This is a genomic window from Octadecabacter arcticus 238 (genome assembly GCF_000155735.2).
GTDB classification, from domain to species: Bacteria; Pseudomonadota; Alphaproteobacteria; order Rhodobacterales; family Rhodobacteraceae; genus Octadecabacter; species Octadecabacter arcticus.
In genome coordinates this window covers 4741058-4763691 of sequence record NC_020908.1, presented here as the reverse complement: position 1 = coordinate 4763691, position 22634 = coordinate 4741058, and the positions used below count along the sequence as shown (strand labels likewise).

Sequence of the window (22634 nt, the reverse complement as noted above, 5' to 3'; positions counted from 1 at the left end):
TTTTACATGCTATTTCGAACCAAATTGCTGGCCTCTGCCGCACTTTTTACTTTCACTGCCAGCTTCGCTTACGGCGACGCCCATACCGACATGACCGCTGAGACCGTCGTGGCGTCTGTTAACGGGTCAGACATAACGTTGGGCCAGCTCGTGATGTTGCGTTCACAACTGCCGGAACAATATCAACAACTGGCCGATGACGTTGTTTTCAACGGATTGATCGAACAATTGGTGAACCAGCAACTCCTCGGCGATACGCTCGAGGTTGAACCAAAACGCGTCGGCATCGCCATCGCGAACGAAGTGCGCTCCTTGCGGGCGGGCGAAGTGGTCAACACGTTCACCAGCGCACCGGTCGATGAAGCAGATTTGCAAGCGACCTATGATGCGCGTTTTGCGGATATCGTGCCCGAGGCTGAATACAACGCCTCCCACATCTTGGTTGAAACCGAAGAGGAAGCGATCGAGATCGGAACAATGATCGACGATGGTGCTGATTTCGCCGAAACAGCCGTCGAAAAATCCACCGGCCCATCCGGTCCGTCCGGCGGAGATCTTGGCTGGTTCGGTCTTGGCATGATGGTTCCTGCCTTCGAAGAGGCCGTTCTGACGCTGGACGCTGGCGAAGTCTCTGCACCCGTACAAACGCAATTTGGCTGGCACATCGTCAAGCTCAATGAAACGCGCGAAACACCGTTGCCGACACTTGACGGTTTACGTGTTGAGCTGACGACGGGCATTCAACAACAGGGTCTCGACGCGCTCATCACGACCTTGACCGAAACCGCCGACATCACGCTGCCCGAAGAAGGCCAGTTCGATTACACGTTGATCCAGAACCTTGAACTGCTTGAGGACTAATCATGGCTATTTCCCCACTCGCACCTGCCAGCTTTCCCGACTTATTTGTCATCGAAGGTGTGCGGTTCGCATCCATTGCGGCGGGGGTGAAATACAATGACCGACAAGACGTAATGTTGGTTGAGCTCGCCGCTGGCACGGCAGTTGCTGGGGTTTTCACGCGCTCGGCCACACGCTCCGCCCCAGTTTTGGACTGTCAGTCAAAAATGGGCGGTGCGGCGGATGGCCGCGCGGCGATTCTCGTGAATTCTGGGAATTCCAATGCGTTCACGGGGGCCGCTGGCGAACGCTCCGTTGCAGCAATATGTGACGCCGTCGGGGCGGCCACGGGCATCCAGACGGACCGTATCTTCACAGCGTCTACCGGTGTCATCGGTGAACGCCTGCCCCACGATCGCATCACAGCTAAGGTCATTGACCTTGCGGAGGGCCTTACGTCCAGCGGCATCAAAGACGCTGCCCAAGCGATTATGACCACTGACACATTCCCAAAAGGTGCATGCGCAGAAGTTGTCATTGACGAAAAAACGGTGCGCATCGCGGGCATCGCCAAGGGATCAGGGATGATCGCGCCCGATATGGCAACGATGTTGGTCTACATCTTTACTGACGCCAAGATTTCACAAGCCGATCTACAAACCCTGCTGGCAACGCTCACCGACCAGACGTTCAACTGCATCACTGTGGACAGTGACACATCCACCTCTGACAGCCTGATGTGTGCCGCTACCGGCGCTTCCGGCGTTGATGTAACCAATAGCGCTGGCTTCACCCAGACACTGCATGGCGTCATGCTCAACCTCGCCCACCAAGTGGTGCGCGACGGCGAAGGTGCCACCAAATTCGTCGAAGTCCGCGTGTCTGGTGCGGCCAGCGATGCTGATGCCCGCAAAGTTGGCCTGTCCATCGCCAATTCTCCCCTCGTTAAGACCGCCATCGCGGGCGAGGACCCTAACTGGGGCCGGATCGTCATGGCGGTTGGCAAGTCCGGTGCACAAGCTGACCGCGACCGCCTAACAATCCGGTTTGGTGATATCTTGGTAGCTGAAAACGGTTGGGTGTCGCCCGACTACACCGAAGCCGCGGGTGCAGCGTACATGAAACAACAAGATTTGATCATCGCCGTCGATCTTGGCATCGCGGGTGGCTTGGGCACTGTTTGGACCTGTGATCTGACCCACGGATACATCACCATCAACGCCGATTACCGTTCATGAAAACCGTGTTGGTCAGTGCGGTCGCGCTCATCGATGTCGATGGTCGTGTTTTGCTCGCGCAGCGGCCCGAAGGGAAGTCCATGGCGGGTCTTTGGGAATTTCCCGGCGGCAAAGTAGAGATTGGCGAAACACCCGAGGCTGCATTGATCCGCGAACTGCAAGAAGAGCTGGGCATTGATACATGGCAGTCCTGCCTTGCGCCTCTGACGTTCGCCAGCCACAGTTATGACGATTTCCATCTTATTATGCCGCTGTTCGCTTGTCGGAAATGGGACGGAACCCCGACCCCGCGCGAGGGCCAGACCCTTAAATGGGTGCGGGCAAACCAGCTGCGCGACTATCCGATGCCTGCCGCTGACGTGCCGCTGATTCCGATCTTACGTGATTGGATTTAGCGGTTACACGCAAGATATGCGCAGAGGGGGTAATATATAGTCAATTTCGTCACTCTCACGGCTATATTTTGGGTGACATACAGACATCTCACTGCTTTAATCATTTGTAAGTAAAGAGATTGTATCCTGAACCCTCGTTGCTTCAGGAACTTATGAGCAAAGATTTGGGAGGATCGTCATGCTTCGTACAATAACAGTAGGAAACCATATTCAGGTTCAAGGCCTGTTTGTTCGGTCGCTTGAAAACGGCAAAGTGATTGTCTCAATCGGAGAGCGCCAATATCAAGGCCAGCCGGTAGAGCGCATCAACTAATTTAGATTCTACTCAATGAAAAAGGGGACGCCGGTTTGGCGTCCCCTTTCGTGTTTTCAGGCCGCTGCTTTACAGCGTGCGTTCCACTTCTTCGCGCTCAAAGATCTCGATGACATCGTTTGGACGGATGTCTTCGTATTTCTCGAACGCCATGCCACATTCCTGACCGGACTGAACTTCAGGCACTTCATCCTTGAAACGCTTAAGCGTCTTAAGTGTGCCTTCGTGGATCACAACATCATCACGCAACAGGCGCACCCCAGCTGAACGTCGCGCGACGCCTTCGGTGACCAAGCAACCAGCAATCATGCCGACGTTAGAAACCTTAAAGACCTCTTTGATGTTGGCGTAGCCGATAAAGTTCTCACGAACTTCGGCAGACAACAGACCAGACGCCGCCGCTTTTATATCGTCCACAAGATCGTAGATGATCGAGTAGTAGCGAATCTCAACGCCTTTTTGGTTCGCCGACTGACGCGCGGATGCATTCGCACGTACGTTAAAGCCAATCACTGGCGCACCAGAGGCTTCGGCTAGGGCGATATCACTTTCAGTGATCGCACCAACACCGGAATGTAGAACCCGCACGCGCACTTCGTCGTTACCGATCTTGGCCATCGCCTGAACGATTGCTTCGGTCGAACCTTGCACGTCGCCTTTGACGAGGATCGGCAGCTCAGAAACGCTTTCGCTTGCCTTTGCGTTCGCCATCAACTGGTCCAGCGTCACAGCAGCACCAGCGGCGGCGCGTTTCTCTTTTGCAGCGTTAGCGCGGTATTCAGCAATCTCACGCGCTTGCGCTTCGGTGGATGTTACGTTCAAAACGTCACCCGCTTCCGGCGTCCCGTTCAGGCCAAGAACCTCAACAGGGACGGAAGGGCCAGCCTCTTCGATACGTTCGCCTTTGTCGTCGATCAACGCGCGGACTTTGCCCCACTGCTCGCCAACAACAAAGATATCACCGCGGCGCAACGTACCTGTTTCAATCAACACGGTCGCGACAGGGCCGCGGCCAATGTCCAACTGCGCTTCAATCACAGCACCTTGTGCGGCACGATCTGGGTTGGCCGTCAGTTCCAGCAACTCGGACTGCAACGCAATCGCCTCAAGCAGTTCGTCAAGACCTTGACCAGTTAGGGCCGATACTTCGACGTCTTGCACGTCACCAGACATCTTCTCGACGATCACTGAGTGCTGCAACAGATCCGTGCGAACCTTGTTTGCGTCAGCTGCCGGACGGTCAATCTTGTTGATCGCAACGATCATCGGCACGTTCGCCGCTTTGGCGTGGTGGATCGCTTCGATTGTCTGTGGCATCACTGCGTCGTCTGCCGCAACAACCAAAACCACGATATCCGTGACTTGTGCACCACGGGCACGCATCGACGTAAACGCTGCGTGCCCTGGTGTATCAAGGAACGTTAGCTTCGCGCCGCTTTCGGTCGTGACTTGATACGCACCAATGTGCTGCGTAATGCCGCCCGCTTCGCCAGCCACAACTTTTGCATTGCGGATCGAATCAAGAAGCGACGTCTTACCGTGGTCAACGTGGCCCATGATCGTGATGACCGGTGGGCGTGGCTTCAGATCTTTCGCGTCATCTTCGATGATCTTAATCACATCTTCGACATCCGAATCAGAAACACGCACAACTCTGTGGCCAAACTCTTCGACAATCAGTTCTGCTGTGTCAGCGTCAATGGATTGGTTCTGCGTCGCCATGATACCGTTGTTCATCAACGACTTCACAACATCGGACACCTTTTCAGACATCCGGTTCGCCAATTCAGATACGACAATCGCTTCTGGAACCTGAACGTCACGCATAACTTTTTCACGCTCGACGTTTTGACCCATAGCCTTTTGACGAGCACGGTCTTGTTTACGCTTCATCTGCGCCATGGACCGATGACGGCCACCTTCGCCGCCACGCAGCGCTTGGTTCAACGTCAGCTTGCCACCGCGGCGGGCATCGTCTTGACCCTTGTTCTTGCGGGTGTCTCGGTCGTCTTCTTTCTTGCGTGGCGCTGCAACAGGTAAGCCGCCGCTTGGGGGCGCGCGTCGCTGGGCTGGGGCCAACTCTGGGTCAACGACCGCAGGGGCAGCAGCAGCTTGCGCTGCAACTTCGGCGTCACGCTTCTTTTGCTCTTCTTCGTCTTTCTTGGCTTTGACGGCCTCTTCGCGCTCTTTTTCTTCGCGCTCTTTGGCATCAATCTCTGCACGACGAATTTCACGCTGTTCAGCGCGTTCTTTGTCATCCGCATCACGCTTTGCGGCGTCTTCGACTTCGCGGGCTTTGGCAAGTTGCAGCGCCTTCATCCGACGCGCCATCTCGACGTCCGAAATACCTGCGGGCCGCTTGGACGGATCACCGCCCAAAGGTGCAGAACCGCTGCCAGCTGGCTTTGGGGTACCCGGCTTGGGCACGACAACGCGCTTGCGCTTCGTTTCAACTACAACGTTCTTGGTACGCCCGTGGCTGAAGCTTTGCTTCACGCTTCCGGGACGGGGAGTAACACCAAGTGGCTTTTTGCCGTCTGAATCGCTCATGTAGCTTTTATTCCTTCCGAGGCGGTGCCTTCACCGCCGTCTATCTCGCGCAAGCTCTTAAGCTTCGCGGCTTCCTCTACAACACGGTTACTGAGTTTGCCAGAGGCGAGAGCCCCATGTATCACAGTTCCCCGTCCGAATGCCAAACCCAATTCCTGGGCTGTAAGGCAACCAAAATAACGCGCCCCTTCGGGCGTCCATAGCTTCGTCTTGCCGCGTTCCGATCCATCAGAGGCCTGCAATAACGCACGGACATTTTCGCCCCCGCCCAGCCAGCCTTTGACTTTTTCGAACCCGGCGACCGCCAAACCCGCTTTGCGGGCCATTGCGATCAAATCAACAACACGGCGGACCATTTGGCGTTCCACTTCGTCAGTTAATCCGTCCGGCACCGTTACGGCTGCCTTGGCGGACTTGGAAAACTGGCCGCGACCCGCCTTGTCAAGTGCTGCGCGGGTTGCAGTAACCCACATGCCACGACCTGGCAACTTTTCTAATATATCAGGCACGACCTGATTATCAGGACCAATGACAAAACGGATCAACCCCTCCTTTGGGGTCACCTCGCCTGTGACAATGCACCGCCGCTCTGAGACATCTTGGTCTTTGGTGCGCCCACTGCGACCCATCTGGCTACCCGGAGGCCTGCGATCAGGCCTCCTGTTCCTCGCTGAGTTCACAGTCTTCTTCTTCGGTATCTTTCACAAGATCATCAGGATCCACCCAACCAAGCATCACACGCGCTGTCATAATCATCTTCTGCGCTTCCTCAAGGCTCACCTCAAATGGTTCAAGCGACCCGTCGTCTTTGGTACGCTCTCCGTCCGTGACCGTCCAGCCGCCGGCCAATTCCCAGTCAGCACAGGTCGCGAAATCCTCAAGCGTCTTCACGCCATCGTTCGCCAGTGCTTCTATCATCTGGGGGGTCAGACCCTCGAATTCAACAAGACTATCTTCCACACCCAATGCGCGGGCATTTTCCATCGCCTTGTTGTTCTTGGCTTCGATCACGTCGCGCGCACGGGCCTGCAATTCGCTGGCCGTATCCGCATCAACACCGTCGATAACCAACAGTTCTTCGACTTCAACGTAGGCAACTTCTTCAAGTGTGGTGAAACCCTCGGAGACCAACAGCTGTGCAAAGAATTCATCCAGATCGAGTGATTCGATGAACAATCCGGTGCGCAGTTCGAATTCAGCCTGACGACGCTTGGATTCTTCTTCCTCGGTGAGGATGTCGATGTCCAAACCTGTCAGCTGGCTCGCAAGACGCACGTTTTGGCCACGACGACCAATCGCCAACGACAATTGCTCTTCTGGAACAACGACTTCGATGCGCTCGGCGTCTTCGTCAAACACAACCTTGGAAACCTCGGCTGGCTGCAATGCGTTCACCAAGAATGTTGGCATGTCTTCGTTCCACGGGATGATGTCGATCTTTTCACCCTGAAGCTCGTTCACAACAGCCTGCACGCGCGAACCGCGCATACCAACGCAAGCACCGACTGGGTCGATGGAATTGTCATATGAAATCACTGCGATTTTGGCGCGTGAACCCGGATCACGGGCAACGGCCTTGATCTCGATGATGCCTTCGTAGATCTCCGGCACTTCCATCTTGAACAATTCAGCCATGAACTGCGGGTCGGTACGGCTCAGGAAAATCTGTGGGCCGCGCTGTTCGCGACGGACTTCTTTGATGTAGCAACGGATGCGATCGTTCGGGCGATAGCTTTCGCGGCCGATTTTTTCGTTGCGGCGCAGGATCGCTTCGCCGGTGCCAACGTCCACGATGACGTTGCCATATTCTTCGCGTTTAACCTGCGCGTTGATGATCGTACCGGCGCGGTCTTTGAAGTCTTCGTATTGCTTGTCGCGCTCGGCTTCGCGGACCTTTTGTAAGATCACCTGCTTGGCAGATTGTGCCGCGATGCGGCCCATCTCGACGGGAGGGACTTCTTCGATAAACTCTTGGCCGACCTCAGGGTCTTCCATATACTCTTTGGCCTGCTCAACCGTGAATTCAGACTGATAGTTCTCAAGCTCTGCCTCGGCCACAACCGTACGAACCCGCGTGAACGTCGCCTTGCCGGTCTTGCGGTCGATGTGAACACGAATGTCCATTTCAGATCCGTAACGCGACTTTGCAGCGCGTGCGAGGGATTCTTCCATCGCTTCAACGACCAAAATAGGGTCAATCTGCTTTTCGCGGGCCACGGCCTCGGCGGTTTGCAAAAGTTCCAGCTGGTTGGCAGAGGTAATCGCCATTATTTCTTCTCCTCGTCAGAGCCGCTCAACACGGTCTCAACTTCGTCAAATTGTGTTTCATCGATCTGGCCCGCATCCTTGCGACCCCTAAGAACGCCGCGGATCAAATCTTCCGTCAGCACCAGCTTGGCATCCGTCAGCCATTCAAATTTCAAACCAATCGTAACCGGCTCACCCTTATCTTCGATCTCGATCAGGACTTCGTCGCCCTCGACACCGCGCAACATACCTTTGAAACGGCGGCGCCCGTCGATCAATTCTTCGGTTTCGATCTTGGCCTCATTGCCATCCCATTGCACGAAATCCTTAAACCGCGTGAGCGGGCGATCAATGCCGGGGGACGATACTTCGAGGGTGAAAACATCTTTAATCGGGTCTTCTACGTCCAGAAGCGCCGATACCGCCGTGCTGATCTCTCCACAGTCGTCGACCTCAATCGTACCATCAGGCCTTTGCGCCATGATTTGCAGGATCGATTCCTTGCCTGTCATCAGACGCACGCGCACAACCTCAAACCCCAGATCCTCAACGGTCGGGGTGATGATTTCTGTTATACGGCGATCCATTGCCGCGCGGGCGATCAGTTCAGACATGATGACTTTCGTTTGGACATAAAAAAACGGGCGCACGGCCCGTTGGAATTTCGGTGGACTTCGGGGGTGGAGGCCGATGCGCCGCTGTTGAAAGTGTATATAGGGGAAGGGGCGCGGTTCTGCAAGGGGCTTAACTGATTACACTGGCTGCACCACTGTACATACAAGTTGTGTACAGCCTGTGTACGCCTTGTGTACGCCCAAGATTCGCCCGAATTCCCCATTAACCCTCATTTCGGTTCTACTAACAAAGGAGAGAAACCATGGAAGCTGGATTTTTAGTCGCCGTAAGCGCCTCAACGTTCTTGTGCGGCGTTGCACTGATGTACCTCGTAATGATGCGCACTGTAAAAAAGCGTTCCGCTGAAGGCGCGACGCAAGAATAAGCGATCCACAGTACGCAAAAAGCCCCGCCAAACTGGCGGGGCTTTCTACATTTCTAAGACCTAAGTTTTACGCCACGGACCAGCGTTCAGCCATACGTGCGTTGTCCATCTGCCAAACCCCGCCGACGGTTTCCGGCGATGAGATACGGTTGTTCACAGCCTGCACATTGTTCGCGAACATCGGCAGCAACACACCGCCATCGTCACGCAAGATCTGTTGCATCTCATGATACTGCTCGCGGCGCGTATCACTATCGAGTTCAGCGCGTGCCAACAACAGAAGCTCTTGGAAGCGTGCAGAATCGTCACTGTCCCACTGGCTGTCATTCCAAGGTGCGCCTTCCTCGTAGGCGGTTGAGAACATCCAATCCTCAGTCGCGCGGCCCGACCAGTATGATGCACAAAACGGCTTGTTCATCCAAACATTGGACCAATACCCATCAGCCGGCTCCTGCACGACGTTGATGTTAATTCCGGCTTGCGATGCAGACGCTTGGAAAAGCTGTGCTGCGTCAACGGCGCCCTCAAACGCCGCATTGGAAGCCGATAGATCAATGTCTAGGCTATCGAGGCCAGCTTCGCGCAGGTAAAACTTGGACTTGTCTGGATCAAATTCCAACTGCTCCATTTCAGCATGGTAATACTGGTTGGCTGGGCCAATTGGCGAATCGTTTCCGACAGTGCCGTGACCTTGAAGGATTTTGTCCACCATCTCTTGGCGATCCAGACCGTACTTTAGTGCGCGGCGCACATTTACATCACCGAACGGTGCAACATTCGTCAGCATCGGGAAAATGTAGTGCTGGTTGCCTGATACTTCTTGAATGCGCAACGCAGGGTTGGCGCGCAGCAGGCTTTCGGTTTTGAAATCGATCCGGTTGATGGCATCAACTTGACCCGTCATCAGCGCGTTCATCCGCGCTGTGTTGTCGTTGATCGCGATGTATTCGATGTCATCAAAGTAGCCAGCGCTGTCGCCTTTATAGTGATCGGCATACCGCGTTGCAGTCATACGAACGCCCGGATCAAAGGCTGTTACGCGATAGAGTCCGGTACCAATACCCTGCGCGATTGCTTCTTCGATCTGGCCCGCTGGGTACATGAGGATGTGATAGTCTGACAGCAGATATGGCAAGTCGGCGTTACCTGCAGCAAGCGACAGCTGCACTTGGTGTTCGGTAATCTTCGTCATCTCAACGATGCTTTCGACAATCGGCTTGGCTGCAGACTTGGACTCTTCACCAAGGTGCATTTGCAGCGATTCGATTACGTCGTCAGCGCCAAAGGACTTACCGTTATGGAACGTCACGCCCTGACGCAGATTGAACGTCCAAACTTTGGCGTCCGAACTGGCTTCCCAGCTTTCAGCCAATTCACCAACAAGGCTACCATCTGCTGCAACTTCCGTAAGACTATCAAAGACAGCACCTTGTGCAGATGCGATCATATAAAGGTCTGAGTGGGTACGCGCATCCCAGCTATCGGACGTGTTCGCGCCCGAAAGGCCCGCAGTTAACTTACCGCCACGCGTTTGCGCCCGAAGCGGCAAACCAGTGGCAGCGAGTACACCCGCCGCAACACCAGATTGCAGTAATCCACGTCTGCTAATTCCATACATATCTTAGTTCTCCCTGAAGTGATTCTTCTTTTATAGCGCTAACTCTACGCCGATTTGGTCACATATTTTTAACGGCAGCATCACCAATATTGTCGACGCCCCGTTCTTTCAACAAATCCGACAGCCAATCCGGGTCCATTTCTGGGACCGAACTTAGCAGCAAATCCGTGTAAGCATGATGCGGCGGCGTAAACATGGACGTCTTTGGTCCCTGCTCCACCACATTACCATCTTTCATTACCACAACCTCGTCTGCGATTGATTTCACAGTCGCGAGATCGTGTGTGATGAACATATAGGACAGCCCAAGCGTGTCCTGTAGATCTGCCAGCAGGCGCAAAATACCCTCAGCAACCAATTGGTCCAATGCTGACGTCACTTCGTCGCAAATGATGAATTTCGGCTCAGCGGCCAACGCACGGGCAATACCAACGCGCTGCTTTTGACCACCCGAAAGTTCTGACGGGAGACGGTTAAAATACTGTGACGGCTCAAGCTCGATCTGATTGAGGAGCTCGTTCACCCTCTCACGCTTTTTGGCACCCGTTAGGCCCATGTAGAATTGCACAGGACGGCCAATAATCTGACCAATTGTCTTGCGCGGGTTCAGCGCGGTGTCGGCCATCTGATAAATCATTTGTGCCTGACGCAGCTGTTCTTTGGACCGTTTTTTGTAGTTAGCTGGCAGCACTTCGCCATCAAACGCGATCTCACCCATGCGCGGAGGCAGCAGACCCGTAATGCAGCGCGCGGCGGTCGATTTACCTGAGCCTGATTCGCCCACGACAGCCACTGTTCGACCCGCGTGAATATCAAAACTCACATCATGCAGCACGTCGGTCGTTCCATAGGCAGCCGTGATGTTGCGGACGGATACGACAGGCACCGAACCTGGCGACACCGGTGGTTTGGTCGGCCTCTGGAATGCACGCACAGCCCACAAAGACTTGGTGTAGTCTTCCTGAGGGTCCGAAAGCATGGTTCGGGTATCCGCCTCTTCAACTTCATCGCCCTTCAGCAGCACTTTGATCCGGTCCGCCATTTGGGCCACAACCGCAAGATCGTGGGTGATATAGATCGCAGCGGTGTGATACTCTTCCACGATCTGACGAATAGACGCGAGAACTTCGATCTGCGTCGTCACATCCAATGCCGTTGTCGGTTCGTCAAAGATAATCAGATCAGGGCGGCACGACATCGCCATTGCCGTCATCGCCCGCTGCAATTGGCCACCGGATACTTGGTGCGGATAGCGAAACCCGATCTCTTCGGGGTTCGGGAGGCGCAGCTTTCGGTACAGTTCAATCCCGTCTTCGACACTTTCACTGCGCCCACTGACTCCATGCTGCACGGGAGCTTCAGTATGTTGGTCGATAATCTTGTGCGCAGGATTGAACGACGCAGCGGCAGATTGCGCGACATAGGCAATACGTTTGCCCAGTAAATTGCGTTTCACCGCAGCGGACGCTGTGACCAGATCAATACCGTCAAAAACGACCGACCCCTTGGAAATCCGAACCCCGTCGCGGGTATAGCCCATACATGCCAGACCGATTGTCGACTTGCCCGCACCGGACTCCCCGATCATTCCCAGCACTTCACCCTTTTTCAGGGTCAGGCTACAGCCGTTGATAATCGGGTTCCACGTCTCGTCAGACCGGCCTTCAATCCAAAGGTCCTTAACGGTGAGAAGATCGCTCATTCCTGTAACCCCGATGTCTTATGCAGCATCCAGTCGACAACGAAGTTGACTGCGACAGTCAGCAGCGCGATCGCGCCCGCTGCCAACAACGGCGTGACAGCTGCCGTCGGAATAAAGGCCGCGAAATTGATGAATGGGCCAAGATCACGCACCATTGTACCCCAATCCGCAAGAGGTGGCTGAATACCTACGCCAAGGAATGAAAGCGCCGCAATCGTCAGGAACACAAAGCAGAACCGCAGGCCGAATTCTGCCAGCAGCGGTGCCATTGCGTTGGGAAGGATTTCTTTAAAGACAAGATAGCTGAGGCCTTCGCCGCGCAGCTTTGCAGCCTCGATATAGTCCATCACCACAATGTTCAAACCCACGGCGCGGGCCAGACGATAGACGCGTGTACTGTCAATCACCGCAATAATCAGCACCATGAAGATCGTCAGCGGCACGCCGAGTTTGACAGCCCACGCGCTGGCGATGGTCATCAGAAGTAGGGCGAAAATCAGCGATGGAATCGCCATCAACACATCAACCGACCGCGACAGGAGTTGGTCAAGCCAGCCTTGTAATGTGGCCGCCAGAAAGCCCAAGCTGCCACCAATGAAGAACGCCAAACACGTCGTGATAAAGGCGATGCCAACAGTGTTGCGCGCGCCATAGATCAGGCGACTTAAGATATCGCGGCCGATTTGGTCCGTGCCAAGCGGATAGGCAGGATCACCTCCCGCTGCGATATCGCCACCCGCCAGTACATTCGCAGCACCAAGAATTTCTGATTCGCCGTAGGGTGCAATGCTGCCCGCAAAAATCGCGGTGATTGCATACAGGATGATCACAAGAATACCGAACGATGCGGTCAGCGGCATTGATCGAAACAGCTTTTTGGTTGTCTCGGTTCCAACAGCACGACCCAATATGCGGAACAAGAACGCTGCGATACTTGCGATAATAAATCCCTGCACCGCCCAGCGAAAGAAAATGACCCCAGCGTTCGGCGTTCCAGCCTCGGTAATCTTGGGTTGAAAATAATAATACACCGCCCAGACAAACAATGCGGCGCCGAAGACATACCCGAACGCAACGCCAAACGTCATATCCCGAAACTTGGGCGCATTACTGGTGATCGCCTGTCCCGCGAGACGGAACAGATATGCGGCCACCAACAGGCCCGCGATGATAATTGCAAACCAAACAAAGCCGCTCATTTTGGATGCCTCAAACGTGGGTTGGAGATGATGGACAGGACGTCCGCCGTCAGATTCAGCAATATATACGCCGCCGCAAAGATCAGGCAGCAGGCCTGCACCACAGGGATGTCACGAATTTTCACGCTGTCCACAAACAGCTGCCCGATGCCGGGATAGACGAACACCACTTCAACCACGACAACACCAGTGATGAGATAAGCGAGGTTCAGTGCAACGACGTTAATAATCGGCGCCAGCGCGTTGGGCAGCGCATGCACGACGATCACACGAATAGGCGACAGACCTTTAAGCCGCGCCATTTCAATATAAGGCGAGGCCAGCAAACTTATAATCGCCGCGCGCGTCATCCGCATCATGTGCGCTGTCACAACAAGCGTCAGCGTCAGGGCAGGCAACATGGATTTCTCAAGCCGTTCAGAAAACGCCATGCCGTCATAGATATTGGACAGACTAGGGAAGATCGGGTTCAGCACAGCGAGGAACAGGATCAGCACATATGCCATGAAAAATTCAGGGCTGGAGATTGAGCTGAGCGTGAACATGTTCGCCGCTTTGTCGAATGCAGTGTTGCGATACAATGCTGCCAAGATGCCCAATGTCACAGCCAGCGGCACTGCGATACAGGCCGTCACTGCGGCAAGAAACATCGTATTCTTTAGACGTGGTGCAATCTGTTCGGCAACAGTCGTGGTACCAGCGCCGCCAAAGTTCGCAAAGTTCAGCTGCGCGAAACTTGTGCCAAGATCGAGGGTCAGCATCCCCTTCAGCCATTCAAGATACCGCATGACGAGAGGCTGATCGAGACCAAGGTCGCGGCGAATGGTTGCAACGGATTCGGGGGTCGCGCCCTGCCCTAAAATGGCTTCCGCGAAGTCGCCGGGGAGCGAATTAACCGCGATAAAGATCACGATCGACACGACAAAAAGGGTTACGAGCCCCAGTCCTAGACGTTGAAGAACAATCTTCAAGATTGAGAGCAAGCTGATATTCCCCCATAGTTTCCGTTAGCGTAGCGTCATCGCCGCAGCTTACAAGCCGTTAGTTTGTGATCATTTTTGTGATGGCGATTGCGTCCATTGACAGCACAAGTTCGGCTGAAATGCCTGGCTCAGACAGGGCGTGGCCGGCTTTTGGCACCATGATCAGGCGACTGGCCGGCCACAAATCTGCAAGAGTGTGGGCCGAAACGGGCGGGCAGATCATATCGAACCTGCCTTGCACGATGATCCCAGGGATATGGGCAATTTTGTCCATATTGTTCAGGATTTGCTGTTCCGCGGTCAGGAAACACCCATGGCTAAAATAGTGATTTTCCAGTCGTGCGAAGGCGCGTGCGTATTCCGCCGGGCCTGATCCACCCGCACCAGTGCTATCAATTGACGCCAGCGCATTTTCCCACCCAGCCCAAGCGCGGGCGTAGCGGGTTTCGATCATTGCATCGCCAGAAAACAGTCGTCGGTGGTAGGCAGCGATCATGTCGCCCCTCTCCTCAACTGGAATCAGGTTCTCGAAATTCTCCCAGACCTCAGGCCAAAACGCGCCCGCGCCGCCGCCATAAAACCAGTCCAGTTCCCGTTGCGTGCTCAGGAACACACCGCGCAGGACCAGATGCAAAACGTGTTCTGGATGCGCCTGCGCGTAGATCAATGCCAGCGTCGCACCCCAGCTGCCACCAAATACGACCCAATCTGCGATCCCTAATGTGGTGCGAATAAGTTCAATGTCGGCAACCAGATGCCATGTCGTGTTGTTTTCAACACTGGCATGGGGACGGGAACGCCCGCAGCCGCGCTGATCGAACAGGATGATACGATACACCGCTGGGTTGAAATAACGCCGCATCATAGGGCTGCACCCACCGCCAGGCCCGCCATGAAAAACAACCACAGGGATCCCGTCAGGATTGCCACATTGTTCAACATAGATGCGATGCCCGTCGCCCACGTCCAACATTTGCTGATCGAATGGATCGATTGGTGCATAAAGATGCGACACCGCGCGTTTTTGTCCTGAGGCTTTGTCCATATCCAATCTATATAGAGATATAGATCTAATGCCCATTGTCGGGGCCCAGTATCAGGGCAGAATTTTCAGAGGCCGTATGCAAACCGCACAAACAACAGTTGATCCCGCAGAAATTGCCAAGTTCGAGGCCATGGCCGCCGAATGGTGGGATCTTGAGGGGAAATTCAAGCCGCTTCATATGCTCAACCCGACGCGGCTGGATTATATCACCCGCCAGATTGCGGCAGAATTTGATCGCGACTTGATGGCGGATAAGCCATTCGATGGCTTGCGGATTCTGGATATCGGCTGCGGTGGCGGATTGCTGTGCGAACCTATGGCGCGGCTTGGTGCAGATATAGTCGGGGCTGATGCGGCTGAACGAAACATTCCAGTCGCCCAAGTCCACGCTGAACAATCTGGGCTGGACATCGATTACCGTTTTACGACGGCCGAAGACATGGCCGCAGCCGGTGAACAGTTTGACATCGTGTTGAACATGGAAGTCGTGGAACACGTGGCGAGCCCGTTGTCCTATTTAACAGCCTGCCAACAGCTGCTGAAACCCGAAGGGCTGCACATCTGTTCGACCATCAACCGCAACCCGAAAAGTTTTGCTATGGCCATTGTCGGCGCGGAATACGTAATGCGCTGGTTGCCGAAAGGCACTCATGAATTCAACAAATTCATCACGCCAGACGAATTGTTTGCGCTGCTGGAACAGGCGGGCCTTAATCCAGTAGATCGCAAAGGTTTCAAGTTCGATTTTTTGGGATGGAGCTGGTCAATCTCAGACAGCGACATGTCGGTTAATTACGTCACCGCTGCGCTGAAGCCTGCCTAATAGCCATCCCGCACTATGCCATAGATCGTTTCAGCGTGGGCAAATCCCACTTTACGGTACAAACGTCCAGCATCGGTGTCGGCCTCAGCCACAATGACAACGTCAGCATTCGGCGCACGGCCCAGCGCAACAATGCGCTACATATTCCACGTCTACGATGCGTTGCCCGTGTTTCTACATATTGATACCGAGCGATGCTGTCGTCGTGGAACATGCCCAACTGTGCGACGATCCGGTACCCGTCGAACGCGCCAAACCATTGGCTAATCCCCTTGGTGATCTGATCACGCCGCCCCGCATTTCGTCGCGCCAAATAGGGGCCATAGAATTTCGGATCTCGGCCATCTTCAAGTCCAACTTCGGCTTGCAAAGCTTCTGCCTTCGTCCAATCATCCATGCCACCCTAAGAGTCTGATTCAAAACTAACTGAACGTTCTCAATTCTTTGTGAGATGCCGTGTGACGCGTCTGATATGCGCGATGAGGATCCAAGCCTCTGCGCTTGCGATGGATTTCTCCCAATCTTTCGATAGGCGGCGACATCGGTTCAGCCAGGCGAAGGTGCGCTCGACGACCCACCGCCGCGGCAGCACTTCAAAGCCCTCCGCGGTGTCAGAGCGTTTGACGATCTGGACGGTCCATCGGCCGAGGGCCTTTAGCGCGTCCCGCAGTTTGGGTCCTGCATACCCGCCATCCGCAAATACATGTCGCAATGATGGATAGCGCAAGGCGATCACTTTCAGCACATCGGGTGCGCCATCCCGGTCCTGAATTCCGGCGCTGTGGACCACCAAGCCTATCAGCAATCCAACCGTATCGGTTACGATGTGGCGCTTGCGGCCCTTGATCCGTTTGCCCGCATCATACCCCCTAGTACCACCGCTTTCAGTGGTTTTTACGCTCTGGCTATCTATGACCCCTGCCGTTGGCTGGGCTTTGCGGTTCTCGGCCAGACGCGCAGCTTCGACCAGCTTCTGATTTATCTCATCAAGCAAGCCGTCATCACGCCACGCGTAGAAATAGCCCCGAACCGTTGAAACCGGAGGGAAGTCGTTGGGCAACATACGCCATTGGCATCCGGTCGTTGCAATGTAGAGGAGCGCGTCAACCACGTCGCGCAAACGTGTCGTACGGGGCCGACCAGTTGTCTTCGGTGGCGGCATTGAAGGCGCTATCAACGCCCATTCCGCATCGTTCATATCGCTTGCGTATTTATCGCCATTTCGGTCATGTTGACGGCGGGTGAGTTTAGTCCAAGCCATTGTGATCTCCATTCAGCTTCACAACCGAACAGAATCACAAACTACTGAACTCACTCAAATAGTTTTAAATCGGGCTCTAAGGCCGCACCGACATACCGTCTGGCATCACAGCATCGGGCAATGAACCCTGCAAGGTCATCCTATCAAACACGTCTAGCGTGTAACCGAGATCGCCAACCCCATGCATCTTCAATGGGTCAAGATTTGGAATGTCCCAAACCACTGACCGATTGGACGCGTCGGGAAAATGCTTCTCAAAAGTCGAAAACGTCTCGGGTGCGGACAGAATTACATCGGACATGATCAACTGATTGCCCATCCAGAAATCCGGTTCCGTCGGGGTCGATTGAACGAAATAACCGTCGTGCTCTGTAAGGTGGGATATCCCCGACAACGTAAGCAGTTCGCTGCGCATCGCGAGGGAGCGAAGGCTCATTCCTCTTGGCTCAACTTGATCCGTAATTCCCGCATGACGGGCAGGATCGGACGGACAGTTTCATATCCAACCTTGTCGACGGCCCGTGCAATGATCGGTGCGATGGCAGCCATGGCTGCATCCCGGGCGCTCAGACCCGCCGGACTGATCGTTACCAACTTGCGCCGCGCGTCTTCCCAGTCAGGTCGAATGTGCACGTAGCCAGAATTTTCAAGCTTGCGCAGAGTGTTCGTCATCGCCCCACGAGTCAGATGAAACGTCAGTGCCAATTGTGCTGGTGTTTTTTCAATCAGGGCGCGAGCAAGATGATTGAGAACGGAAAAATGCGACAGCTCCATCCCCTTAGGCAGCGCCTTGGCGACAGTATTACGTGCAAGTTGGTCCACAGTGAGGATTTCACTAAACAAGGCAACTGCGAGGCTGTCGGTCTGCTGATTCATTGGATTAGGGGTCACCAAACGGTCTGTCGTGAGCCAGCGCAGGAATACGCTTGCGCGCTTTAGATACGTCATCAGTGTCAAAATCAACGAGCGTGACACCTGGCTCGGTCCCTGCATCGGCCAGAACCGCGCCCCAAGGTGATACCGCGAGCGAGTGACCGTAGGTTTTTCGCGCTTTGCCAGCACGCGCGGTGTGGGTGCCCGTTTGGGCGGCAGCCAGCACAAAACAGCCCGTTTCAATCGCGCGGGCCCTCAGGAGGGTTTCCCAGTGCGAAGCGCCAGTTACGGGCGAAAACGCCGACGGCACCAACAGAATATCGGCCCCTGCTTTGGCAAGTGTCCTGTACAGATGCGGGAACCGCAGATCATAACAAATGCTCAGACCGACTTTGGCAAAACCCGCGTCTGCCACAACCGCTTGATCCCCCGGGGCGTAACCAGACGACTCGTTGTAGGTTTCTGCCTCACTTACCTGCACATCAAACATATGGATTTTGTCGTAGGTCGCCACGATTTGACCGTTTGGATTGATCAGGAAGGATCGGTTCACAAATCGCCCGTCCGCCCCGCCTTTGAGGGCGAGCGATCCAATCGACAGCCAAATACCATGGGCCTTTGCCTTTAATTTCAATGTGATAAGCGTGGGGTCATCATCTTGATGGCACAGAACCTCAGCCTGATGGGTACGGTCCATGCTGACGCAATTGATCACTTCCGGCGTGCAGATAAGCGTCGCCCCTAACCCAGCAGCATCAGCGATCATTCCCCGGACAACCGTCAGATTCTCCGTCGGATCGTCAGACGATGTCAGCTGAAGCAGGGCTGCCTTCACGCTTTCAAAAGCGTGTCGAGCTTACCCGCGCGTTCCAACGCAGACAGTTCATCACTACCACCGATATGTTCTCCACCGATAAAAATTTGCGGCACCGTCCGACCACCATTCGCGCGTTGGGTCATTTCAGCGCGGCGCGACGGGTGCAACATTACATTAACCTCAGAATAACTGACACCTTTTGACGACAGCAAGTGCTTGGCGCGGTGGCAAAAGCCACAGATCGGTGTGGTATAAATTTCGACGGTAGCCATTGGGGTCATCCTTTATCTGTTCACCCCTATCTAGGCATCCTTAACGACGCGGGCCAGTGCCAGCACGCAAACGTCATCCACACCAGCGCTGTAACAGGCCTCAGTCGCGGCGGCGAAAGTAGCGCCAGACGTCATAACATCATCAATTAAAAGCACCTTTCGCCCGTTAAGCAGTGCCATGCGTTTCGGATTTGGGACAATTGCGCCGCTTAGGGCTTCAAACCGCTGATCGCGGGTGTGACCCTCAAGCGGGGCCGTTTTTTTGCGGCGAATCAAGGCATCAGGGCAATATTGCACACCCGCAACCGCCGCGGCTTGACCGGCGAGCAATGCAGCCTGATTGAATTTGCGTCTAAGCAGGCGAAAGCGATGCAACGGTACAGGAACAATAAGCGTTTCAACTGTGATAAGCGGCTTCGCAGCCCGCGCCAGCCAAGGACCGGCTGCACGAGTCAAATCGGTCCGGTCCCCGTGTTTGAGCGACAAAACCAGCCGTCGCGCTTTTTCTTTATAGATCATCGCAGCGCGGCCCTTCGACCACGGACGCGCAACGACCATGCAGTCGTCACACAAAATACCTGCCTCGGGCTCCCCTTGCCCGGGCAATGGCGACCCACATCCGTCACAACACAGCCCGTCAATGAACGGAGTTTCCGCCCAACACGGTCCACACAACGCAAAATCAACCTCGGTGCGGGCCTCGCACATGACGCATTGCGACGGATAGAAAATTTTGATCAGGCTTTGCATTATCGCTGATTTCTCCTACATGGTGGGCATGGATATGCCACCTCGTCTCACTGACCGAGCCGCACTGCAGCGCAATCGCGCCCGCGCCGATGCAATGTTTTTGCAAGCGACAGCGGCCGATGACGTTCATGAAAGACTTATTGAGGTTAACAGAACCTTTACAGCGCCGGCGGTTGTGACTGGTTTTCCGAATGCTTGGGCCGAATGGATGCCCAGCGCTACAATCGTGGAAGACACTGAAACGCTCGATCTTCATGAAACATCACATGATCTGATTATCCACGCGCTTTCACTGCATTGGGCAGACGACCCTATCGGTCAGTTGGTGCAATGCCGCCGTGCGCTGAAACCCGATGGACTGTTGATTGCGACCTTATTTGCCGGTCAAACCCTGCATGAATTACGCAGCGTCTTGGCTGAAGCGGAGGTCGCACAAACGGGCGGCTTGTCACCACGAATCCTACCAATGGGCGAAGTTCGCGATCTTGGCGGGTTGCTGCAACGGGCCAGTTTCGCCCTACCCGTCGCGGATATGATGCCACTGACAGTGACCTACGACTCCCCGATTCACTTGATGCGTGATCTTCGGGCCATGGGTGAGGGCAACGCGATGCAACAGCGCCAACGCATGCCCACTCGCCGTAAGATATTCGCCCAAGCGATGTCGCGATACGATGAGACATTCAAAATGGACGACGGTCGCATCCCTGCAACATTTGAAATTGCGACGCTGACGGGTTGGGCCCCTGCCGATAGTCAGCAACAACCCCTACGACCCGGGTCTGCAACTCATCGTCTTTCGGACGCGCTGGGCACCCAAGAAACACCGCTTGATCGGTCCAATGATTGACGGTCCCCGTAAAACCGATAGACGAGATTAATAAATATATACGAAAACGGGGTAGCCTAATGTCTGACGTCAAATCTATTGATGCTGCGCAATGTCCAGCACATGCGCCCGCCGACCACCCAAAGATGATGCCTGCAAAAGTTGGCGTCCTGCTGGCAAACCTAGGCACACCGGATGGGACAGACTATTGGTCCATGCGGCGCTACTTAGGTGAATTCCTGAGCGATAAGCGCGTTGTGGACTATTCTGCATGGGTTTGGCAGCCACTGTTACAACTGGTGATCTTGACGAAACGTCCCTTTACCAGTGGTGCTGCCTATAGAAGCATCTGGAACGAAGACGCCGACGAAAGCCCGCTTTTGACAATTACCAAACAGCAAACAGCGGCCATGAAGGACCAATTGAAAGCCGTGTACGGCGAAGATGTGATCGTCGATTTCTGCATGCGTTACGGCAACCCATCGACAGAAGTTAAGGTCAAAGAGATGATCGCGGCTGGATGCCAAAAGATCCTCTTTTTCCCGCTATATCCGCATTATGCCGGCGCAACGTCTGCCACGGCCAATGATCAGTTCTTTCGCGTCCTGATGAAAGAAAAATGGCAGCCCATCGCGCGTATCGTTGAGCCATATTTTGAAGATGACGCCTATATCGACGCGCTCGCGCAATCGATTGAGACAGCATACGCAAAAGCTGACACAAAGCCCGATGTCTTGGTCTGTTCGTACCACGGCGTTCCGGAGAGGTACCTGCGCGAGGGTGATCCTTATCATTGCCAATGTCAGAAAACGACACGCCTGCTAAAAGAGCGGCTGGGTTGGGACGACAGCCAGATTATCACCACATTCCAAAGCCGATTCGGTCCTGAAAAATGGCTACAGCCCTACACTGTCGAAGAAGTCGCGCGATTGGCAGAAAAAGGTCGAACAAACATCGCCGTCTGCGCGCCTGCGTTTTCCGCCGACTGCATCGAAACCTTGGAAGAAATCAACGAAGAGATCAAAGAGAGCTTTGAGCATGCAGGTGGCGAACACTTCACGTACATTCCATGCCTAAATGATAGCCCGGCACACATTGATGCGCTGTCAGGCATCGTTCGGCGCAACTTGCAGGGCTGGATCGACTAGGTCGAAGCGCCTGTTGAAACGTCACCCACAAACAAAAAGGCCGCCCCCAAAGGAGCGGCCTTTTGCATTGAAACTGAAGTGTAAGGCTTAGTCAGCCAAAGCAGCAGCAATCAAAACGACCAAGATCAGTGGAATGATCAAGCCTGCGGAAGAAGAACCAGCAGCTGTTGGTTCGATGATCTGTGGTGGTGTCATTTCAATGACGGGTGGTGTGATGTTGCCCGCGAAAGCAGTAGAAGCGGCGCCAACAAATGCAGCGGCAAGTGCGAATTTTTTCATTTTATTTCTCCAGTTGATGGCCCACGGCGGAGACGATGAGGTGATAGCAATGGACGCTTAATTTGGTCCTCAGTTAACAAAAAACGTAACTCCCAAGCACCCCAGCCGATAACGGGTTTTTGTCAGTTTAGATGTGAGTCTCCTTGACCATTAGGCGCATGAATTTTCTGTTGTGGTCTGAATTTTGTGGCGCTGTGACGATTTCTCTGAATCATTGGTGGAATGGACCAAGTTACTTCTCTTGAACAACTCCTCGCCACGGCTCTGCGCAGGATCGCCGAGTTGGAAGCCGCGTTGGCGAGCATGGCGCAAGAGAATGCGGATCTGCGGCGTCAGTTGGCCAAGAACAGCAGTAATAGCAGCAAGCCGCCTTCGAGTGATGGGTTGAAGAAGCCGGTACCGCGTAGCCTGCGTGGTAAGTCCGGTAAGAAAAGTGGTGGTTAAGTTGGCCA

25 protein-coding genes are annotated in these 22634 nt (G+C 54.5%); 9 read left to right on the top strand and 16 right to left on the bottom strand.

The window, feature by feature from the left end:
* Positions 1 to 6 precede the first annotated feature (6 nt).
* From OA238_RS24655 to mutT, 3 genes are read left to right on the top strand one after another with little or no spacing between them, the layout of a single operon-like run.
* Positions 7 to 861, top strand: a complete 855-nt coding sequence (locus OA238_RS24655) for a peptidylprolyl isomerase (protein WP_015497299.1) — start codon at positions 7 to 9, stop codon at positions 859 to 861.
* Positions 862 to 863: 2 nt separating this feature from the next.
* The gene (argJ, locus tag OA238_RS24650; RefSeq protein WP_015497298.1) at positions 864 to 2078 is read left to right on the top strand and encodes a bifunctional glutamate N-acetyltransferase/amino-acid acetyltransferase ArgJ; all 1215 of its coding nucleotides are present in this window, start codon (positions 864 to 866) and stop codon (positions 2076 to 2078) included.
* Positions 2075 to 2473: an 8-oxo-dGTP diphosphatase MutT gene (gene mutT, locus OA238_RS24645; protein ID WP_015497297.1), complete on the top strand. Its 399-nt coding sequence runs from the start codon at positions 2075 to 2077 to the stop codon at positions 2471 to 2473. Before argJ ends, mutT begins: the two co-directional genes overlap by 4 nt.
* 382 nt (positions 2474 to 2855) lie before the next feature.
* On the opposite strand, the gene infB is transcribed toward mutT, so the two are convergent.
* The 4 genes from infB to rimP are packed head-to-tail and all read right to left on the bottom strand — an operon-like array spanning position 2856 to position 8197.
* A complete protein-coding gene (gene infB, locus OA238_RS24640; RefSeq protein WP_015497296.1) occupies positions 2856 to 5336 on the bottom strand; it encodes a translation initiation factor IF-2 in 2481 nt (826 codons plus the stop codon).
* Entirely contained in the window at positions 5333 to 5965 is a 633-nt protein-coding gene (locus OA238_RS24635) for an RNA-binding protein (RefSeq protein ID WP_015497295.1), read from the bottom strand. The genes infB and OA238_RS24635 overlap by 4 nt, the downstream gene beginning before the upstream one ends.
* A gap of 22 nt (positions 5966 to 5987) precedes the next feature.
* On the bottom strand, positions 5988 to 7604 hold the full coding sequence (gene nusA, locus OA238_RS24630) for a transcription termination factor NusA (protein ID WP_015497294.1): 1617 nt from the start codon (positions 7602 to 7604) through the stop codon (positions 5988 to 5990).
* Positions 7604 to 8197 carry a ribosome maturation factor RimP gene (rimP, locus tag OA238_RS24625; RefSeq protein WP_015497293.1) on the bottom strand — a complete coding sequence of 198 codons (594 nt, stop codon included), beginning with the start codon at positions 8195 to 8197 and terminating at the stop codon, positions 7604 to 7606. The genes nusA and rimP overlap by 1 nt, the downstream gene beginning before the upstream one ends.
* Positions 8198 to 8460: 263 nt before the next feature.
* On the opposite strand from rimP, the gene OA238_RS34615 reads away from it, so the two are divergent.
* Positions 8461 to 8583 (top strand): hypothetical protein, encoded by a 123-nt coding sequence (locus tag OA238_RS34615; protein WP_275450482.1) that lies wholly within the window; start codon positions 8461 to 8463, stop codon positions 8581 to 8583.
* 67 nt (positions 8584 to 8650) lie between these two features.
* On the opposite strand, the gene OA238_RS24620 is transcribed toward OA238_RS34615, so the two are convergent.
* From OA238_RS24620 to pip, 5 genes are read right to left on the bottom strand one after another with little or no spacing between them, the layout of a single operon-like run.
* Complete coding sequence (locus tag OA238_RS24620) at positions 8651 to 10201, bottom strand: ABC transporter substrate-binding protein (RefSeq protein ID WP_015497292.1); 1551 nt, start codon at positions 10199 to 10201, stop codon at positions 8651 to 8653.
* A 58-nt stretch (positions 10202 to 10259) separates the two neighbouring features.
* Complete coding sequence (locus OA238_RS24615) at positions 10260 to 11903, bottom strand: ABC transporter ATP-binding protein (protein WP_015497291.1); 1644 nt, start codon at positions 11901 to 11903, stop codon at positions 10260 to 10262.
* Positions 11900 to 13102, bottom strand: coding sequence for an ABC transporter permease (locus tag OA238_RS24610; protein WP_015497290.1), 1203 nt, complete (start codon positions 13100 to 13102; stop codon positions 11900 to 11902). Before OA238_RS24610 ends, OA238_RS24615 begins: the two co-directional genes overlap by 4 nt.
* Positions 13099 to 14085: an ABC transporter permease gene (locus OA238_RS24605; protein ID WP_015497289.1), complete on the bottom strand. Its 987-nt coding sequence runs from the start codon at positions 14083 to 14085 to the stop codon at positions 13099 to 13101. The genes OA238_RS24610 and OA238_RS24605 overlap by 4 nt, the downstream gene beginning before the upstream one ends.
* Before the next feature lie 58 nt (positions 14086 to 14143).
* Positions 14144 to 15130 (bottom strand): prolyl aminopeptidase, encoded by a 987-nt coding sequence (pip, locus tag OA238_RS24600; protein WP_044037565.1) that lies wholly within the window; start codon positions 15128 to 15130, stop codon positions 14144 to 14146.
* Positions 15131 to 15206: 76 nt separating this feature from the next.
* On the opposite strand from pip, the gene ubiG reads away from it, so the two are divergent.
* Complete coding sequence (ubiG, locus tag OA238_RS24595) at positions 15207 to 15953, top strand: bifunctional 2-polyprenyl-6-hydroxyphenol methylase/3-demethylubiquinol 3-O-methyltransferase UbiG (RefSeq protein WP_015497287.1); 747 nt, start codon at positions 15207 to 15209, stop codon at positions 15951 to 15953.
* Positions 15954 to 15966: 13 nt separating this feature from the next.
* Here ubiG and OA238_RS24590 read toward each other — a convergent pair whose 3' ends face one another.
* The 7 genes from OA238_RS24590 to OA238_RS24560 form a co-directional block, all read right to left on the bottom strand.
* Positions 15967 to 16350, bottom strand: coding sequence for a GNAT family N-acetyltransferase (locus OA238_RS24590; protein WP_044037563.1), 384 nt, complete (start codon positions 16348 to 16350; stop codon positions 15967 to 15969).
* A gap of 39 nt (positions 16351 to 16389) precedes the next feature.
* A complete protein-coding gene (locus tag OA238_RS24585; protein ID WP_015495875.1) occupies positions 16390 to 17214 on the bottom strand; it encodes an IS5 family transposase in 825 nt (274 codons plus the stop codon).
* A 76-nt stretch (positions 17215 to 17290) separates the two neighbouring features.
* A complete protein-coding gene (locus OA238_RS24580) occupies positions 17291 to 17650 on the bottom strand; it encodes a hypothetical protein (RefSeq protein ID WP_044037561.1) in 360 nt (119 codons plus the stop codon).
* On the bottom strand, positions 17647 to 18090 hold the full coding sequence (locus tag OA238_RS24575; protein WP_015497286.1) for a MarR family winged helix-turn-helix transcriptional regulator: 444 nt from the start codon (positions 18088 to 18090) through the stop codon (positions 17647 to 17649). Before OA238_RS24575 ends, OA238_RS24580 begins: the two co-directional genes overlap by 4 nt.
* Positions 18091 to 18094: 4 nt before the next feature.
* Positions 18095 to 18922 carry a carbon-nitrogen hydrolase family protein gene (locus OA238_RS24570; protein ID WP_044037559.1) on the bottom strand — a complete coding sequence of 276 codons (828 nt, stop codon included), beginning with the start codon at positions 18920 to 18922 and terminating at the stop codon, positions 18095 to 18097.
* Positions 18919 to 19176 carry a glutaredoxin 3 gene (grxC, locus tag OA238_RS24565; RefSeq protein WP_044037557.1) on the bottom strand — a complete coding sequence of 86 codons (258 nt, stop codon included), beginning with the start codon at positions 19174 to 19176 and terminating at the stop codon, positions 18919 to 18921. The genes OA238_RS24570 and grxC overlap by 4 nt, the downstream gene beginning before the upstream one ends.
* Positions 19177 to 19206: 30 nt before the next feature.
* Entirely contained in the window at positions 19207 to 19926 is a 720-nt protein-coding gene (locus OA238_RS24560; protein ID WP_015497284.1) for a double zinc ribbon domain-containing protein, read from the bottom strand.
* A 19-nt stretch (positions 19927 to 19945) separates the two neighbouring features.
* Between OA238_RS24560 and OA238_RS24555 the strand changes: the two genes are divergently transcribed.
* The 4 genes from OA238_RS24555 to OA238_RS34230 all read left to right on the top strand — a co-directional run bounded on the left by OA238_RS24555 (position 19946) and on the right by OA238_RS34230 (position 22626).
* A complete protein-coding gene (locus OA238_RS24555; protein ID WP_083906824.1) occupies positions 19946 to 20776 on the top strand; it encodes a methyltransferase domain-containing protein in 831 nt (276 codons plus the stop codon).
* A 59-nt stretch (positions 20777 to 20835) separates the two neighbouring features.
* On the top strand, positions 20836 to 21903 hold the full coding sequence (gene hemH / locus OA238_RS24550) for a ferrochelatase (protein ID WP_015497282.1): 1068 nt from the start codon (positions 20836 to 20838) through the stop codon (positions 21901 to 21903).
* Positions 21904 to 22036: 133 nt separating this feature from the next.
* A complete protein-coding gene (locus tag OA238_RS34810) occupies positions 22037 to 22243 on the top strand; it encodes a hypothetical protein (protein ID WP_187293110.1) in 207 nt (68 codons plus the stop codon).
* A gap of 161 nt (positions 22244 to 22404) precedes the next feature.
* The gene (locus OA238_RS34230) at positions 22405 to 22626 is read left to right on the top strand and encodes a DUF6444 domain-containing protein (RefSeq protein WP_044037554.1); all 222 of its coding nucleotides are present in this window, start codon (positions 22405 to 22407) and stop codon (positions 22624 to 22626) included.
* The last annotated feature ends 8 nt before the right edge of the window (positions 22627 to 22634 follow it).